This window comes from Neobacillus sp. DZ-9, from assembly GCF_059587065.1.
In genome coordinates this window covers 201,954-218,441 of sequence record NZ_JCAIOL010000002.1, presented here as the reverse complement: position 1 = coordinate 218,441, position 16,488 = coordinate 201,954, and the positions used below count along the sequence as shown (strand labels likewise).

General features: G+C 37.9%; 22 protein-coding genes and 1 pseudogene. 5 read left to right on the top strand and 18 right to left on the bottom strand.

The window, feature by feature from the left end; translation table 11 throughout:
• Positions 1-113: 113 nt before the first annotated feature.
• Complete coding sequence (locus AC59HZ_RS05540) at positions 114-350, top strand: IDEAL domain-containing protein (RefSeq protein WP_430065045.1); 237 nt, start codon at positions 114-116, stop codon at positions 348-350.
• Positions 351-425: 75 nt separating this feature from the next.
• On the opposite strand, the gene AC59HZ_RS05535 is transcribed toward AC59HZ_RS05540, so the two are convergent.
• From AC59HZ_RS05535 to hemE, 9 genes are all read right to left on the bottom strand, one after another.
• The gene (locus AC59HZ_RS05535) at positions 426-683 is read right to left on the bottom strand and encodes a hypothetical protein (RefSeq protein ID WP_496544872.1); all 258 of its coding nucleotides are present in this window, start codon (positions 681-683) and stop codon (positions 426-428) included.
• A gap of 122 nt (positions 684-805) precedes the next feature.
• Entirely contained in the window at positions 806-2,074 is a 1,269-nt protein-coding gene (locus AC59HZ_RS05530; RefSeq protein WP_496544871.1) for a M48 family metallopeptidase, read from the bottom strand.
• A gap of 157 nt (positions 2,075-2,231) precedes the next feature.
• Positions 2,232-3,008 (bottom strand): enoyl-CoA hydratase-related protein, encoded by a 777-nt coding sequence (locus tag AC59HZ_RS05525; protein ID WP_496544870.1) that lies wholly within the window; start codon positions 3,006-3,008, stop codon positions 2,232-2,234.
• 141 nt (positions 3,009-3,149) lie between these two features.
• The gene (locus tag AC59HZ_RS05520) at positions 3,150-4,709 is read right to left on the bottom strand and encodes a fatty acid--CoA ligase family protein (RefSeq protein WP_496544869.1); all 1,560 of its coding nucleotides are present in this window, start codon (positions 4,707-4,709) and stop codon (positions 3,150-3,152) included.
• 145 nt (positions 4,710-4,854) lie between these two features.
• Positions 4,855-5,844, bottom strand: coding sequence for a lipoate--protein ligase (gene lplA, locus AC59HZ_RS05515; protein WP_496544868.1), 990 nt, complete (start codon positions 5,842-5,844; stop codon positions 4,855-4,857).
• Between the two features lie 16 nt (positions 5,845-5,860).
• Positions 5,861-6,595 carry an MBL fold metallo-hydrolase gene (locus AC59HZ_RS05510; protein ID WP_496544867.1) on the bottom strand — a complete coding sequence of 245 codons (735 nt, stop codon included), beginning with the start codon at positions 6,593-6,595 and terminating at the stop codon, positions 5,861-5,863.
• A gap of 226 nt (positions 6,596-6,821) precedes the next feature.
• The gene (gene hemY / locus AC59HZ_RS05505; protein WP_496544866.1) at positions 6,822-8,264 is read right to left on the bottom strand and encodes a protoporphyrinogen oxidase; all 1,443 of its coding nucleotides are present in this window, start codon (positions 8,262-8,264) and stop codon (positions 6,822-6,824) included.
• 32 nt (positions 8,265-8,296) lie between these two features.
• The gene (gene hemH / locus AC59HZ_RS05500; RefSeq protein ID WP_496544865.1) at positions 8,297-9,229 is read right to left on the bottom strand and encodes a ferrochelatase; all 933 of its coding nucleotides are present in this window, start codon (positions 9,227-9,229) and stop codon (positions 8,297-8,299) included.
• Positions 9,230-9,337: 108 nt separating this feature from the next.
• A complete protein-coding gene (gene hemE / locus AC59HZ_RS05495; protein WP_496544864.1) occupies positions 9,338-10,384 on the bottom strand; it encodes a uroporphyrinogen decarboxylase in 1,047 nt (348 codons plus the stop codon).
• Positions 10,385-10,674: 290 nt separating this feature from the next.
• On the opposite strand from hemE, the pseudogene AC59HZ_RS05490 reads away from it, so the two are divergent.
• A pseudogene (locus AC59HZ_RS05490) lies at positions 10,675-11,121 on the top strand (hypothetical protein); the annotation flags it as partial.
• Between the two features lie 31 nt (positions 11,122-11,152).
• Here AC59HZ_RS05490 and AC59HZ_RS05485 read toward each other — a convergent pair.
• The 4 genes from AC59HZ_RS05485 to AC59HZ_RS05470 all read right to left on the bottom strand — a co-directional run bounded on the left by AC59HZ_RS05485 (position 11,153) and on the right by AC59HZ_RS05470 (position 13,207).
• A complete protein-coding gene (locus AC59HZ_RS05485; RefSeq protein ID WP_496544863.1) occupies positions 11,153-11,278 on the bottom strand; it encodes a hypothetical protein in 126 nt (41 codons plus the stop codon).
• Positions 11,279-11,291: 13 nt separating this feature from the next.
• The gene (locus AC59HZ_RS05480; RefSeq protein WP_496544862.1) at positions 11,292-11,906 is read right to left on the bottom strand and encodes a replication-relaxation family protein; all 615 of its coding nucleotides are present in this window, start codon (positions 11,904-11,906) and stop codon (positions 11,292-11,294) included.
• The gene (locus AC59HZ_RS05475; protein WP_496544861.1) at positions 11,881-12,747 is read right to left on the bottom strand and encodes an FtsK/SpoIIIE domain-containing protein; all 867 of its coding nucleotides are present in this window, start codon (positions 12,745-12,747) and stop codon (positions 11,881-11,883) included. The genes AC59HZ_RS05480 and AC59HZ_RS05475 overlap by 26 nt, the downstream gene beginning before the upstream one ends.
• A 277-nt stretch (positions 12,748-13,024) precedes the next feature.
• Entirely contained in the window at positions 13,025-13,207 is a 183-nt protein-coding gene (locus tag AC59HZ_RS05470; RefSeq protein WP_496544860.1) for a hypothetical protein, read from the bottom strand.
• A gap of 152 nt (positions 13,208-13,359) precedes the next feature.
• Between AC59HZ_RS05470 and AC59HZ_RS05465 the strand changes: the two genes are divergently transcribed.
• The 3 genes from AC59HZ_RS05465 (at position 13,360) to AC59HZ_RS05455 (ending at position 14,391) form a co-directional block, all read left to right on the top strand.
• Positions 13,360-13,557, top strand: coding sequence for a helix-turn-helix transcriptional regulator (locus AC59HZ_RS05465; protein WP_496544859.1), 198 nt, complete (start codon positions 13,360-13,362; stop codon positions 13,555-13,557).
• Positions 13,529-13,792 (top strand): hypothetical protein, encoded by a 264-nt coding sequence (locus AC59HZ_RS05460; RefSeq protein WP_496544858.1) that lies wholly within the window; start codon positions 13,529-13,531, stop codon positions 13,790-13,792. Before AC59HZ_RS05465 ends, AC59HZ_RS05460 begins: the two co-directional genes overlap by 29 nt.
• Before the next feature lie 86 nt (positions 13,793-13,878).
• The gene (locus AC59HZ_RS05455) at positions 13,879-14,391 is read left to right on the top strand and encodes an SHOCT domain-containing protein (RefSeq protein WP_496544857.1); all 513 of its coding nucleotides are present in this window, start codon (positions 13,879-13,881) and stop codon (positions 14,389-14,391) included.
• Positions 14,392-14,481: 90 nt separating this feature from the next.
• Here AC59HZ_RS05455 and AC59HZ_RS05450 read toward each other — a convergent pair whose 3' ends face one another.
• From AC59HZ_RS05450 to AC59HZ_RS05430, 5 genes are all read right to left on the bottom strand, one after another.
• A complete protein-coding gene (locus AC59HZ_RS05450; RefSeq protein WP_496544856.1) occupies positions 14,482-15,279 on the bottom strand; it encodes an N-acetylmuramoyl-L-alanine amidase in 798 nt (265 codons plus the stop codon).
• Between the two features lie 51 nt (positions 15,280-15,330).
• Positions 15,331-15,558, bottom strand: coding sequence for a phage holin (locus AC59HZ_RS05445; protein ID WP_496544855.1), 228 nt, complete (start codon positions 15,556-15,558; stop codon positions 15,331-15,333).
• Between the two features lies 1 nt (position 15,559).
• Positions 15,560-15,817, bottom strand: coding sequence for a hemolysin XhlA family protein (locus AC59HZ_RS05440; RefSeq protein ID WP_496544854.1), 258 nt, complete (start codon positions 15,815-15,817; stop codon positions 15,560-15,562).
• 213 nt (positions 15,818-16,030) lie between these two features.
• The gene (locus AC59HZ_RS05435) at positions 16,031-16,159 is read right to left on the bottom strand and encodes a hypothetical protein (protein ID WP_496544853.1); all 129 of its coding nucleotides are present in this window, start codon (positions 16,157-16,159) and stop codon (positions 16,031-16,033) included.
• 16 nt (positions 16,160-16,175) lie between these two features.
• Complete coding sequence (locus AC59HZ_RS05430; protein ID WP_496544852.1) at positions 16,176-16,481, bottom strand: hypothetical protein; 306 nt, start codon at positions 16,479-16,481, stop codon at positions 16,176-16,178.
• Positions 16,482-16,488: the final 7 nt, after the last annotated feature.

Here is a 16,488-nt window from a genome sequence, read left to right as displayed (position 1 = left end):
TTAATTATTCACAATTGATGTGTCAAGTAAAAATGTTTCTGAAAATTAAAATAATTTAATGATATTATTCAAAAAAACCCATATAATTAAAAAAAGCATCAGAGGTGATTTTCATGAGTGAAAAATCATACACGGAATTAATGAAACTTGGTGCCATGAAACGAAATCGGCTGAAGGAAAATTTCGTCCAGGATTTATACATTGATATGCTCTTATCAGAAATCCAGCTAACAGTTGAAAAGGAAAAATTATTACGAAAGATCGACTTTGCAATTGATCATCGGGACAAAAAGTCATTCCTCCATCTTTCAGGACAGCTTAAAGAAATTAACAAACGATTTGGAACTTAAGCCTTTCGGGTTAAAAAAATTGCCAGCCTCTCAGCTAAACGTGACAGGCTGGCACTTTTTTTATTTTATAACCTTTTACGATCTACGAACAAATATGGAAACCCCGAAGTTTCCAACTACTTCTTGGAATTCTCTTACAAAGGCGTTTTCTAATAAGCAGCTTTGAGCACGTGAAAAACGATCGTTACGTTCTAAAAGATTCCGACATGGATTAGCACTACCGATAACAGTTGCTTGGACAATTCTGCGAGGGGATCTTCTGTCATTAGCGTTTCTTTCCCAAATAATGAAAACAATGTCTGGTTGATTATTCACTGTAGTACCCCCTTTCATTCCGTTTCTATATTAGATGAAAGGATTAAAATGCTTGTCTAGTGAAAATATCTATTATTTGCCTAAATTATCATAAATAGGCTGATGACAAAGTGTTCGTCATCAGCCTGTATTTTACCCTGTTACTGTTCATGCTTTATTTGATATTCTTCCAGCATTGAAATCCGGTCAAGCATGGAAGGATGGGTATATCTAAAAATTTTCACCAAGAACGGAGGTCTTACTTGGCTTAAACCTGATCGGGTCAATTCCTGAAAGGAAGTAATGGCAGCTTCAGGGTTTTGGGTCATCTCAATAGCATACCGATCTGCCCGTGTTTCCTGATACCGTGAAGCCAAATTTGTCAGCGGACTTGCTGCAAATAACAGCATGGAAATGATCATAAAAAATAACGGGAGAGATCTTATATCTCTGACATCTGAGATTTTCAATTCTTTTCCCCAGCGTTTAACTATCCAATTCATAAATCTATAGGTCAGATATAAACCCAATAGTGAAATTAATAAGTACCCTGCTATCCCCCAATAAATATGCTTTTCAACATAATGACACATTTCATGTGCCATTATAAATAAGATTTGGTCGTCTGTCAGCTTATTTAGAGTCGTATCCCAGAGAACAATCCTGGCGTTTGAGCCAATCCCGGTAACATAGGCATTTAATGAGTTCGTTTTATCCGCCATATTCACTTCAAACACATGTTGGGCAGGAATGTGAGCCTTATCTGCGAGTGCTAATATTTTCGTTTCTAATTCTTTATTTTTTAAAGGATAAAAATCATTGTAAAGCGGGTCAATGACAACCGGCTGCAGGAACATCATAAATAAGGTAAAAGGTATGGATAACAGCCAGCCATATAGCCACCAGCGCTTTTGGCTTTTTTTCATGAGCCAGTATAAGATCGGCACAATAATCAACCATGTTCCGTAATTAAGCCAAAAGTCAATGAGCTCATCCTTCATCCATGATGGGAAGGTCTGGGTAGAAATATGATAGGTTTTGGATAAAGAATAACTTATATAAGTCAAAGGTAAAGTGGCCAAGAAGGCAAAAAATGATAACCAAATCAAATAGATGGGAGTTTGCAAGAATTTGTACTTTGCAGAGTTTTCTGCCCACCGCTTAAAGGCCTTAGAAAAACCAAATAATAAAATTAGAAAATAGAATATCCATTCAAATGGCGTTGATAGGAAAAATAATAAATTTCTTATTTTTGAATACTCCTCACTCAACATGAGCTCTCTGCCATTTAAAAAAGTTGCAGGATCCGCTTTAGTTCCTTGATATTCAAATGGCAGCTTTGGGTCGGCAAGATGGAATAAATACCAATAAAAAAACAACCCATATAGGCAAAAGGCCAAAACCGCATAGAACCCCATTTTTCTGACCATGATTTTGTCCCCCTTTGTGTACAACCTCTCTATACATAGTGTAGATAAAAATCGCTGATTTAGAACTGGACATTAAAAAAAGCCAGCAGAAGACTGGCTACAATAGATAAGAATATAGGGCGAGAACTGTGATAGAACCAAGCGCAGCCATGTATGTTTATTTGCCTTTAAATACTGGTTTTCTTTTCTCAGCGAAGGCCTGCAAAGCTTCAATCCGGTCTTCAGTAGGAAGCGTTACCTCATAGGCTTTTCGCTCGATTTGCAGACCTGTGCTTAAATCAGTATTCATACCATTTTTGATAGCAAATTTCGCTTGTTGTAAAGCAACTGGGCCATTTGCAAGCAGCCCGGAACAAAAAGCGATACCTTCTGAGAGGAGCTGGTTACGATCAACAACCTTTGTCAATATCCCGTAACTAAACGCCTCGTCAGCAGTAAGCCTGCGTGCGGTTAAGATAAGCTCTAACGCTTTGGCTTGGCCGATTAATCTTGGCAGGCGCTGAGTCCCTCCTGCACCGGGTATAATCGCAAGACTGGTCTCAGTTAATCCCATTACTGCAACACTTGCAGCAATGCGAAAATCGCAAGCAAGGGCGAGTTCCATTCCGCCGCCAAAGGCAAAGCCGTTAATAGCAGCTACTGTCGGCTGCGGCAATTGATCAATAGCATTAAATACCTCATTAATTTTGAATAAATTTCGTTTCACCTGTTCATCGGTAAGGTTTTTTCGCTCTTTTAAATCAGCCCCCACACTAAAGGCTTTTTCACCCGCTCCACTAAAAATAACAGCGCGGATTTCTGGATTGATACGAATGTCTTCTACCTTCCTTTGCAGCTCAAGTAAAGTTTCATAATTAAAAGCATTTAGTGATTCTGCACGATTAATCGTAACAACTGCAATATGATCCTCTAAATTCACTAAAATTTGCTCCATGATTTCCACCCCTTTTTAATCCTCTTTAGAAATTCGGAAAAGGCAAGCCAAAAGCCTGCCTTTATTTAAAAAAATAATGTGATTTACGCTCCAGGCGCGAGCCGTTTGGCCTGGAGCGTAAATCAACAGTGTTAAAAAATATTATTTTGCCGTTTCCGTTAGTTGTGTTTTTAATGCACGTCTTAATATTTTTCCGGTCGTATTCTTTGGAAGCTCATCTAAAAATTCAATTGATGATGGAACTTTATATTTAGCCAGGTGTTCTTTACAATACTTAAGTAATCGTTCTGGTGTCTGCTCCGGATTTTTACTAACAACAAAAGCTTTTACGGTTTCTCCTTGATTAGGATCAGGAACACCAAGAACCGCCACTTCTACTACATCTTCGAGATTGTAGATGACTTCCTCCACCTCACGCGGATAAACATTATATCCGCCAACGATAATTAAATCTTTTTTTCGATCGACAATATAAAAATAGCCATCTTCATCCCTTCTAGCTATATCGCCAGTATAAAGCCATCCAGCCTTAATTGTAGCTGCTGTTTCCTCGGGCATTTTATAATAGCCTTTCATCACATTTGGTCCACGAACGATTAACTCCCCAGCCTCTCCAAAAGGCACTTCTTCACCCAGCTCGTTCACCACTTTGTTTTCTACATTAAAAATAGTAGTTCCAATCGAACCAGGCTTCCGCGGACGATCCAGTGGGTTAAAGCATGTTACCGGGGATGCCTCAGATAAACCGTATCCTTCAGAAACTAAAACATTAAATTTCTGCTCAAAATTCTTTAAAAGGGCAACTGGAAGGGATGCACCACCAGAAATGCATAAACGTAATGTTTTTAAATCTTCTGGACTCCCCTCGGGAAATTGATAAAGGAAATTATACATGGTTGGCACGCCTGCAAAAACAGTGGCTTTATATTCTTTTGCAAGCACAAAGATATCCTTAGGGCTGAACCTTGGGGCAATCAACAGTGTTGCTCCGCTCAATAATGGTGCATTCAGGGCTACGGTTAAGCAAAAAACATGGAACATTGGCAGAGTTGTGATAACCCGGTCATTGTTGTTCATTTTTAAATATTCCCCAACATCCTTAGCATTGCTATATAAATTCTTATGGGTCAGCATGGCTCCCTTTGGTTTCCCTGTTGTTCCTGAAGTATAAAGGATGATGGCTATATCATCGTTATTCAGCTCAGGTCCATTAAAGCTTAAATCACCGAGCGCCAATACATCTGTAAACGATTTCAATTTTGAGAAAACCGATAGATTTTCCATTTCTGATTGAACCATACCATTTGGCTTCGTTTCACAAAATACGTAATGTTCAATTTTTGGCAGCAAAGTATGCACTTTTTCTACCAAAGGAATCGCTAAGTCAAGGGCTACAACTGCTTTAACATCGCCATTATTTAAGATATAGCCAATTTCCTCCGCTGTATAGATTGGATTAACGGGAATAACCGTTGCCCCCAGTCGTAATGCCCCGTATAAGCTGATGACAAAATGCGGAGAATTCCCCAACAGTAAGGCAATATGATCCCCTTGCTTGACCCCCAATTTTTCTAACCCTGATGCAAACTTCGTAATCGCACCATCCAATTCGGCATAGGTACTGGACTGGCCCATGAAATAATAGGCTGGTTTATTCGCATAGGCCTTAGCTGTTTGATAAAACTGTGATGATAGATTCATAATTCTCCCCCTTTATTGAATGAATACTCATTCATTTTAATCGTAAAAATTTTCTAAATATATTATATTTAAAGAATTTTATGTATTCAAGTATAACGCGCAAAAGAATATAAAAACGCGATGCTAATTACATCGCGTTTCATTCTTAATAAATCAAATTGATAAATTCATCTTTTGAAATTTTGCCAAAATAGTAGGTAGTATCGATACCTATAAGAGCTTTATCGATTTCACCTTTTTCATATCTAACACCTTTTAACTTGTTTTCTAACTCACTAACATCGCCAACACCAAAAAAGTCACCATAGATTTTGCAATTTTCAATCGTTCCTTTATTGACTTCCAAACGGACATCGATGGAGCCCGCAGGAAAGCGGTGGGAATGCTGCAGATTGAATTTTGGCGATTTCCCGTAGTTCCATTCCCAATTTTGGTAGCGTTCCTTGGAAAGCTCGTGAATTTTCTCCCAATCCTCTACAGTAAGCACATATTCGGAGATTTCGTCTTCTCCTTCAAAAATATATTTTAGAATCAATGAGCGAAATTCCTTGATCGTAATTTTTTCCGTTAGAAATTCAGAGATATTGGCCACCCGGCTGCGGACAGATTTAATTCCCTTTGATTCAATCTTATCTTTCTTCACCTTCAAAGCAGAGACGACATTGTCCATTTCTGAATCAAATAATAGTGTTCCATGACTGAACATCCTGCCCTTTGTTGAAAATTGAGCATTTCCAGAAATCTTTCTGCCTTCGACTTCAATATCATTTCTGCCGCTAAGTTCTGCATTTACCCCTAATTTTTGCAGTGCCTTAATAACGGGCTCGGTAAATTTACGGAAATTATGAAAGCTTTCCCCATCATCCTTCGTTATAAAACTAAAATTCAAGTTTCCAAGATCATGGTACACTGCGCCGCCGCCCGATAAACGTCGTACAACATGAATACCATTACCCTCAACATACTCGGTATTAATTTCTTCTATGGTGTTTTGATTCTTTCCAATAATGATGGAAGGTTCATTTATGTAAAATAGCAGGTATGTCTCATTAATATCAAGATTTTTCAGCGCATACTCTTCAATTGCAAGATTAATGCGTGGATCTGTGATACCTTTATTATCGATAAATAACATCCAAGAAGTGCCCCCCTTATAGTGAAATAGTTTGGAATTCCTCTGCAAGTTTAATTATACCAGCAAATTCACCAGATGCTTCCCTAAGTAATTCAGATAAAATTCCGTAATGCGGCAGGTGTGTAAGTATTAATTGTTTTACACCAGCATCGGCCGCGAGCCTTCCAGCCTCCAGACTATTCATATGGCCGGCTGACTTTCCATTTTGATGGCCATAAAAATTACACTCACACAATAAAACATCGGCACTTTGACTAAATTGATTAAACTCTTCTTTAAAAGCACTGTCCGCCGTGTAAACAATTACCTTTCCGCCTGCCTCGATTCTCATCGCATAGCATGGAACCGGATGTTCGGTCTTTAAAAAGGAGATTTGGAAGGGTCCAACCGCAAGACTTTCAGCTGGATCATATGGGATTCCTTTTGTTATGTTTTTATAGGTAAGCTTGGTAAATTCATATTGATCATAATGGTGTCCGTATATAGGAAGGGTTGGAAAATCTTTGCCTAAGAAACCTTGAATTAGTCTGGCATGCTGCAGAACACCTATATCCGCTGTATGGTCAGGATGATAGTGAGAAATGATGACAGCATTAAGGTCTTCCGGCTCTATTACATTTTGCAATTTTGCAAGAACACCGCTTCCACAGTCGATTAATAAATGAAAACCTTCGTGTTCAAGTAAATATCCAGAGCTTGCCCCATTCTTCTTCGGATAACCGCCCCAATATCCAATTACTGTTAGTTTCATTACGAACTCCTCCATCAAATTAAACTAATTAACTATACTATACATTATCCTTTCATAAACAGAAAAACCAGCCGGATCATAGATTCGGCTGGTCTAAATCAGAACTTATTCACTGACGATGTTTTTGTGTTGAGATATATGTCTCATTATGAAATAAGCAATTGTTCCAACGGAGACCATTCTTTAATCATTGCAAGTATAAAAATGTTAAAAAAGAAAGCTGTTATCAATGAACAGCTTCCTTAGATATTCCCTTCCCTTTTACATAATCCAAAACGGATTTTACTGCTGCCTCTCCTTGGTCTATGCAATCTGGAACTCCTACACCGCCATAGGATGCACCTGCCAAAAACACTCCTGGAAGCTCTTCTTTCACATGAGCAAGAATGGTTTCAAGGCGCTGTTTATGGCCGACAGTATATTGCGGCATTGAATTTTTCCAACGGGAAACAATCGCGAAGTCGGGCTTCATCGTTATCTTCATCGTCTTATTTAAATCGTCAAGAACAATCTTAGTAATTTGGTCATCTGAAAGGTCAACAATTGTTTCATCCCCTGCTCTGCCTACGTAACAACGGAGCAGTACTTTTCCTTTCGGAGTGGAATGGGCCCATTTTTTATGTGTCCACGTGCAGGCTGTTATAGAATAGTCACCATTTCTTGAAACAACAAACCCTGTTCCATCGATATCCTGCTTAACAGCCTCTTCCGGAAAGGCCAGAGCTACAGTTGCAACCGATGTGGAAGGAACTGATTTAAAAGGATCAAAAAAGTTATATTGTGAAAACATCATTTGCGTTACTTGGTGAGGTGTGGCCGCAATAATGCTATCTGCATAAATGGTTTCCCCATTATTTAAATAAATTTCATATTCATTGTCAGTTTTCGTGATTTTATCAACACGATGCCCTTTTAAAATTGAAGAAGGGTCTAATTTCGCTTCGATCGCTTCAGCAAACGATTGAAGACCGCTGACAAAAGTTAAAAATGCCCCTTTTGTTTTTTCTGTACTTACAGGCTTTTTTGGTTGAGTTGGAGTTGATTTTTTCATCCCCAGGATTAAGCTTCGGTATTTTTGCTCTACTTCATAAAATTGTGGAAAAGTTGACATTAAGCTTAATTGATCAATATCGCCGGCGTATATACCCGATAATAATGGCTCAATTAAATTCTCAACCACCTCATCACCGAGCCTTCTTCTAAAAAACTCTCCTAAAGATTGGTCTTTCCCGCTTTCAGACCGAGGTAAAACAAAATCAGCTGCAGCTCTTAATTTGCCGGGAAGAGAAAATAAACCAGATGTGATAAAAGGTCCAATTTCTGTTGGGATTCCCATAATCGAACCTCCCGGCATGGAATGAAGCTTTTCGTTGACTAAAACATAGGATTTTCCTGTGGAATTATGAACTAATTGATCATCCATCCCCACTTCTTTTGCCAGCCTTACCATACTGGTCTTTCTTGCTAAAAAGGAATCTGGACCTCTTTCAATCGTAAATCCATCCCTGACAACCGTTTGCATCTTACCTCCGAGACGGTGGGATGCTTCAACTAGTTTAATTTCGATAGGAAGTGTAAGCTCCTTAGCTGCTTTTTGAAGGTAAAATGCTGACGTAAGCCCCGCTATTCCTCCACCGATAATGACAACCTTTTGTTTTTCTTCCGCCACGGACGTCACCTTCTTCCATTGTATTTCCTATCTTACCGATCCAATTCTTTAAGGACGACGCTGGAAACAGCATCAATAAACTCTTCTTTAGAATTTGGCATTTCAGCACGATAGTAGCTGACTCCTAATTCGTCAGTAACTGCTTTGCATTCGATATCGTTATCGTAAAGCACCTCAAGGTGATCACAAACAAACCCTACAGGAGCAAATACGAATGCTTTATATTGATTCTCATTAAATAATTCCCTTGTTAAATCCTGGACATCAGGCCCCAGCCATGGTTCCGGAGTATTTCCGGCACTTTGCCAGCCAATCACATAATTTTTTACACCAGCACGTTTTGCAATTAAATCCGCTGTTTCTTGCAGTTGTTTTGGATAAGGGTCTCCAAATTGCAAAATTTTCTCTGGCAGACTGTGTGCAGAAACGATTAGTATCGCTTCATCTTTTTCTTCCCCGGGCATGGATTCAAATACTTTTGTTATCCTATCTGCCCAATAGTCGATAAATTTGGGTTCCTGATACCAGCTCTCAATGGTTTTAATTCTGAGGTTCCCCAATTTTGCTGCTTCCTCAACGGCACGTCCATTGTAGGATTGTACACTGAAGGTTGAAAAATGCGGGGCAAGGACCATACTAACCGCCTCTTCAATCCCATCTTCATGCATTTGTTTGACAGCATCCTCAATAAATGGATTAATATGCTTTAATCCGAGATACATTTTAAATTCGATTTCGTCCTGGATTTTATTTAAATGCGCTTCAAGCTTCTCAGTTTGTTCTAGAGTTATTTTTGCTAATGGAGAGATGCCTCCAATTGCTTCATACCGATTGCGAAGATCTTCAATCATTGCATCGGTTGGTTTCCGGCCATGTCGAATATGGGTATAATATCTCTCTAAATCATCTAAATTATATGGGGTACCGTATGCCATTACTAGCAAACCCATTTTCTTTTTTGTCATGTTCGCACCTCATTTTTAAGTCTTTTCACTTTCTCCGGTAATGGAGGTATCACTTTATTGTGCCAAAAAATTGGACGCCTTACCAATTTTAACACTTAAATGTGAGTCCTATCGACTTAATTTTGAAGCTGAATACTCATGGATAAATGAAGTTAATTTTTTCAATGTTTCCGGGTTGACAGAAGGGAATACTCCATGACCTAAATTAAAGATGTATCCATCCTGAGCCATACCTTGGTCTAAGATCGCTTTTGCTCTTTCCTCAATGACTTCCCATGGAGCCAGCAAAATCGCAGGGTCAAGATTTCCTTGTACAGTTTTCTGGATACCTAGCTCTCTAGCCTGCCCAATCGGCAAGCGCCAATCTAAACCAACAACATCGAGAGGAAGATCATTCCATTCTAATGCCAAATGACTTGCCCCAACACCAAACATGATTAATGGGACATTTTCTTCTTTTAATGAAGTAAAGATTCTGTTCATTACCGGTTTGATGAAGTAACGGTAATCCTCTACATTCAGGGCACCAACCCATGAATCGAATATTTGAATCGCTTTTGCTCCCGCTTTTATTTGCGACTTCACATAAGTTATGGTCATATCAGCTAACTTATCCATTAACGCAAACCAAGCTTTTGGCTCAGTGTACATAAATGCTTTTGTTTTGTTATAGTTTTTCGATGGGCCGCCTTCTATCATATAGCTGGCTAGGGTGAATGGCGCACCGGAAAAACCAATTAATGGTACGGATAATTGTTCAGTAGTCAGTAATTTGATGGTTTCGAGCACATAGGGAACGTCTACCTCAGGATTTATTTCGCCTAGTTTTTCAACATCGGCTAAAGAACGGATTGGATTGTCAATAACTGGTCCAATCCCACCCTTTATTTCTACCTGCATTCCTATCGCTGGAAGGGGTGTCATGATATCTTTATATAGAATTGCTGCGTCGACGTTATATTGCTCAACCGGCAAACGGGTTACATACGCACAAAGCTCTGGCTGATGCGTTATTTCAAATAGCGAATACTTTTCTTTTATTTCTCTATATTCTGGCTGAGATCTCCCTGCCTGCCGCATATACCATACTGGAACGTAGTCGGTTTTCTCCCCCTTTGCAGCTTTTAAAAACGTTTCATTAATCGGTCTGGTCATAAAAAAAAGTCCACCTTTCAAAGACATGTCTGTTTTCCATTTTAATATATAACGGAGGAATTTAAAAACTTTCTAATATATAGACAGTATCCACTATATCTATTAAACCTATTTCTGTATAGATAACGAGCATATCTGTCAAAAAAAAGTCGTTTTTTACGTTTAAAAAATTGTTTAAATCATAAGATAGATTTTTTTCAAACCCCTTTCACCACTTTAGGTGTTTTTCATATTCTGTATTACATCCAACAGGGCTTTAGCCCAGTGGATAAAAGAAGGGGGGGAATTATATGATAGTTGAGCTTACCGCTCTCCATTGGATTTATGTAGTCTTTATTGCACTAATTATCGGATTCATGGTGATGAGAAGGGATACAACCATTGTTTGTATTGCTGGGATATTCATAATCGCCATTACTGCCACTGGCAGTTTAAGTCATTCCATTAGCAGTATTTTCAACAGTTTTAGTTATGCCATTACAGAATTATTGTCTACTATTCTAGTTATTTCCATTATTGTTGCGATGAGTAACACCTTAACCTCAACAGGTATTAATGCTGTCATGATTTCACCTTTTAGAAAATTAATTCGCAACCCAACCCTTGCTTATTGGACCATTGGGATTCTGATGATGGTCATATCCTGGTTCTTCTGGCCATCCCCTGCTGTTGCCCTCATCGGAGCTGTTCTTCTGCCAGTCGCCTATGAAGCTGGTTTGCCTGCCCTAGGAACAGCGAATGTCAACAAAGGAGTTTATAAGGACAATATTATTTTCTACATTTAGAGCAAGCTTTTCTGTTACGTCCCTTTACTTTGAATGATTCAGGTTTTCTGTGAGTACCACATTTTTCACAAAGTTTATAAGCCTCTTTATCAACGATAACTTTAATCATCTATATCACCTCCTTAGATTTCTTTAAATGTCACGATTTCAAATGGAAGTTTTTCGCATAGTTGACCAAATTCCTTTTTTCTTTTTTCGCTTTGAGTGAATATACATAATTTTGGCTGAGCTCCAAATTGCTTTTTAATTTCTTTCCACATCTCTTTGTATTTCTCAATTTTTTTCCTGTTATCTTGCATGGTCCGAGTATTGTCTATCTCGATTAAATGTACATATCCATTTTGACTAAAAACTGCATCAGGGATAATCTTCTTTTTAGTGGCAACAGATAACCCTTGAATTTGGATTGCAAAGTTAAATTCTTGCTTTTGTTCTATTTCAATCGCATATTCTCTCTTCCAGTCGGCCGGACAATTGTAATAAATATAAGCTTGATTTGATAAAAGCATGTGGTCAAAAAGGACTGATTTTTTTATTTCCTTTTCGGATCCGATGAGCTGCCGGCCATCTTTATTTAAATAAACAATTTTTTGCTGGCTTCTAGATACGTGTAGAAATTTTTCCAGCTCACTTATTACTCTACAGGTATGACGATAAGTTCCTAGTTTCAAAATTTCATGTAGTTGCCCAACGCTTGCTACTCCTAAGTGATCAATCAACGATAATATTTGTTCCACTCTTGCTATGTTCATGTAAATACCCTCCAATTTGTTTATCAGAAATATACGGGCATTGGATTTCAACTTTTTCGGCTAATTTATAAATAGCTCTACCTGGCACCGGTTTTAATTCCTCAGCTCCAGTTTCGCCCAAAATAACTCTGCTGCCGGTACTATCTGCAATTTTAAAGGCCAAACGTGCAACCATATTCATTTTCACTTGATTTGGTACTGCTTCCACAGTAGGATATTGGGTAGAATATACCAATCTAAACCCCAATCCTCCCCCAATACGTGCAATTTCACCAAGATAAACATGGCATAGTTCTGCAAATTTTTTTGCTTCTTTTGATACTAATTTGGGCGCTAAATCTGCTCCTTCATCCACAATAATAAATGTGCGCTCTTTTATTGGTGTTTCCGTAATATTAGTCCATCCATTGTTTCTAAATCGTTCCTCTTCAAGTTTGATTAATTTATAAACATGATCCAGTGCTTTCGCTGCTTCAACTAAATCCGGAGCGACTTTAAAAACTTGCGGTAAATTTCTGTATTTCCAAAACTCAACACCGCCTTTTAAGTCTATGATTATGAATCTTACCCGGTCAGGATTGGATAATAACAATGAGGTAAAAAGACTTTTTAAAAAAATTGTTTTTCCAAATCGTGTCGTACCGCCCACAAGCAAGTGTGGATAATGCTCAAAATGGTGATAAATCACTTTTTTCTTCTTCCCGATTGGCATTAACCAGGAATGATGATAAATATGTTTTTCTTTGTAGTCCCAATTGGATAGCGTTTTATTTGGGACAAGTGCAGCAGCCGTGACGAGCACTGGCGGAATAAACCATTCCAACATAGTCATTCGCTCCTTCATTGTCATAGTCATTAGGTTTCAATGTCTTTGAATCGGTCAGTTCTTTTAGTAGTAATATTTTGTTGTGTTTTTTTAAGTCATTAGCAAAGCAACTAAGAATACTTATCGTATTCTTCCTCCCCCTCCATCTGCTCCGCATCTGTCACGGGAGGCTGGTTGCCTATTTCCCACATTTACAGTCAGTATAAGGCTTACCACACCATGAACAGGTTGGTATATATGGGTCATTGTCTCTTTTCATAATCACCTGGAATACCTCCTAAAAGAATAATTTAGTAAGATGCTGTAGAAGATAAAGCATTCCACCGTATTTAGTAATCTCTAAAGCAAGATTAATTGCCGTTTCATTTATTTCCACACCTAATGCTTTAAGGATGGATACCACACACAAACTACCACCAGCTACTCCAATTGCCACCATTCCAAATGTTATCGGGCCCATTTTGTATACCTCCTTTGTCAGTGTCTAATACAGTGTATGGGCGAATGACTAGGAAATTGCCTGTCTATCAAAAAAATAGTTGGATTTTTTTAAAAGTAATTTTGTGAGAGGATTTAAACCAATTTTCACGAAATGTTATTTGAGGTGTTTTTATGAAAAGTAATATTGGATGGTTAATGAAACAATCACCGTATAACAGGGAATACATAATGAAACAATTAGGAGTATCAGCTAACACATTATCAAACTGGGCAACTGGAAAGAGTATTCCTTCCCTAGAAAAAGCATTTCAGCTGGCCGACTTATTAGGTGTAAAGGTAGATGATCTATATGAAAGAGATAACGATTGAGATCTATTACATAGCCAGTGGTAGTAAATCCTCTCAAAGTGCATCATTTCAGCTTAGGGGAAGAAAGCCGGAACAAATTGCTTTAGAATGGTGGAAACAGATTAATAAGGAAATGTCTTATCATACACAGTTGGTTAAGGTAATTGTGAATGTAGATCAGGATATCACGCAGCTGGTGAAGGATTTAGAGAAGTATGAATGGAATAAAGTAAGGGATGATAATTTGCCTTTTTAAACCAATTTTTGAAACTTTTTAATTCACAAGCTCGTATTTTATTTACATAAATTTGAATAGGAAGAAATTAAAAGGGGAGAAATTAAATGAATACAATTGAAGAAACCATTAAATTAGCAGGGTTTGGCAAAAGAAAGGCTATGCAGAAACAGATTGAATTAATGGAAAGCAAGTTACAAGAAGGAGAAAAATTACTCGGAGTTGTTTGCTCTACTCCTAAACCTACTGATCAGCTTTATGTAACAAATAAAAAGGTTATTGCTCATAAAATCACTGGAATCTTGAGTAATAATTTTAATGAAATACCTTTAGGGAATATTTCCTCTATTAACTTAAATCAAAAAGGGCTTTTGAATACTGAATTAGAAATTGTTACTTCCAATAATAAAGCTACTGCCGAACATTTACCTTTACCAGTAGCTCAAGAAATAAAGAAATTAATCGATTCTTTGATTTACCAAAAAAGTGAGGCAGTTACCCCACCAGTTCAATCTTCCAGTGTAGCTGATGAGATAAAGAAGTTTGCTGAATTAAGAGATGCTGGAGTATTAACCGATGAGGAATTTAACGAAAAGAAAAAGCAATTATTAGGAATATAAAAATACAAAAAAAGCCCCCATCTCAATCGAGACAGGGGCTTTCCCAACAAGGTCGACTTACTTCGTTTCGTCAAATACATTGTAACATGGTTATTGAATCCATGCACCTTTGGAGTCAAATTGATATTTTTCCCCGTCAATTTCACGCTCACAGTTAGCGACCATCTTCCCGTTGTTATCGAGATAATACCACTTACCACTGGACCGCTGCCAGCCGGTCTGCATGATACCGTTTTTGGCGAAGAAATACCAAGTGCCAGCCACTTGTTTCCAACCTGTCACCATAGCTCCTGTTTTCTCATCAAGATAATACCAATGACCTTCATCGAAAAGCCATCCAATCCTTTTCTTACCATCCTCATAGTAATACCAAACACTATTTTCCTTTTGCCAATCGTCCTTCGTTTCTTTCAACATAGCCTTGAATTGGTCCCATCTTAAAACTTTGCAGCTTCTCATAATGCTTGGACAATTTTTACCCGTCCATTTATTGTGCTGCACAACACGATCAATCGGAATATTAAATTCTTTCATCAGCTGTCGGGTTAACTCTGCAGTATTTTTAACCGTTTGTAAGTAATCTCCATCACTGTTTACACACATTTCGATATGAATTGATTGGTTGTTGCCGGGACCATGGACGCCGTCTCCTGCTGCCCAAGCAACTTCATTATCAGGAATAGACTGGATGATATATTGTTCATCTACTTGATAATGCCAGGATGCTATCCGGCTGTTACCACCCTCTTGCAAACGTGCGTGAGCTTCTGCATTGGCCTTGAACCCTGGATTATCCGTTTCATGAATGGTAATAAATTGGGGCACCATTTTGATTCCAGGTCTTGTTTTAGTGATATCTTTTGGAATGAAACGTTGAATAATGTTCATTAACTTCCCTCTCCTTTAATAAAAAATAATAAGCCGCTGGTAATCAGCGACTTATTTCTTAATTAATCCTTGGGCTTGCAAAGCTTTTTTCTGCAGACCACCCTTTTTACTTAGATAATTATTCTTCCATGCTGCAACCAAAGAAATAATGATTAATGATAGGGCAGTGATATGCTCCCCAAATTCTGTCGGGATTGTTTTAAAACCAAACAGGTTTAATACCGCATTTACCAAAACAATTACCAATGCCACCATACGACTAACACTTGCTTTATCCATTTTACATTCCTCCATTTTTTGCATATTGAAATAAAAGTCCTATAACCCCTAAAATTAGCCCACCAGCAACAGTACGCCATAGCCAAGTAACATTACTCTCCATAGAATCCAATCGCTTATGTGCGCTCCTAGTACTCTGCAAAGCTTCGGTTGTGTCTTTTTCTACTCCGTTAATCATTTGCATTTTCGTCTCGATAACAATGAGGCGGTCTTTGATATCATCTAATTTTTCTTCTAATTTGCTTACGTTTGGTTCCATTTCGGACCTCCTCAAATACAAAATAAAAAGAGGACCTGCCGAGGCCCTCTCTAACTCAATATTTACTTTATATTGTCTACCATAAGATCACCTTAGATAGATAAACCCTCGATAAAGCCTTCTTTCTTTTAAACCGTTGATTTTGATTTAAAGGCATATAAAAACCTCCTTAAAATAAAAATAGAGCAGTCAATGACTACTCTTACCATTAATTTAGTTTTGTGGTGTTACTAAAATTTGGTCTGCTTCTTGCTGTGAAATAAAGCCTTTGGCTACGTAATTATGAACCTGTGATTCTGTAATTTTACGGAAAGTCCACATATTAAGCACGAATTGATACATTTTTATCAACTCCTTTCTACATGAAATCCATAAGCGTAATAATAGCCATTTCTGCCGATTCTAAGCGCTCTTTCAAATCTGCATTTTCATTTTCAAGATCAACTGTCTTTATTATATAATTTCCTTTTTGATCTAAAGAGATTAATTCAGGAGTTACAGTCCCATCAAAGGAAACATTATCATCTATTAATAAAAATGGAAGATTAGCACCCGTTAAGGCGCCAGTCTTCCATTGGATATTGTTATCATCGATAATGGGATCCGCTACATTTTCAACTATATCAACTATGTTATTTTCAGGATCATAAAATAATACTTTCATAACTTCA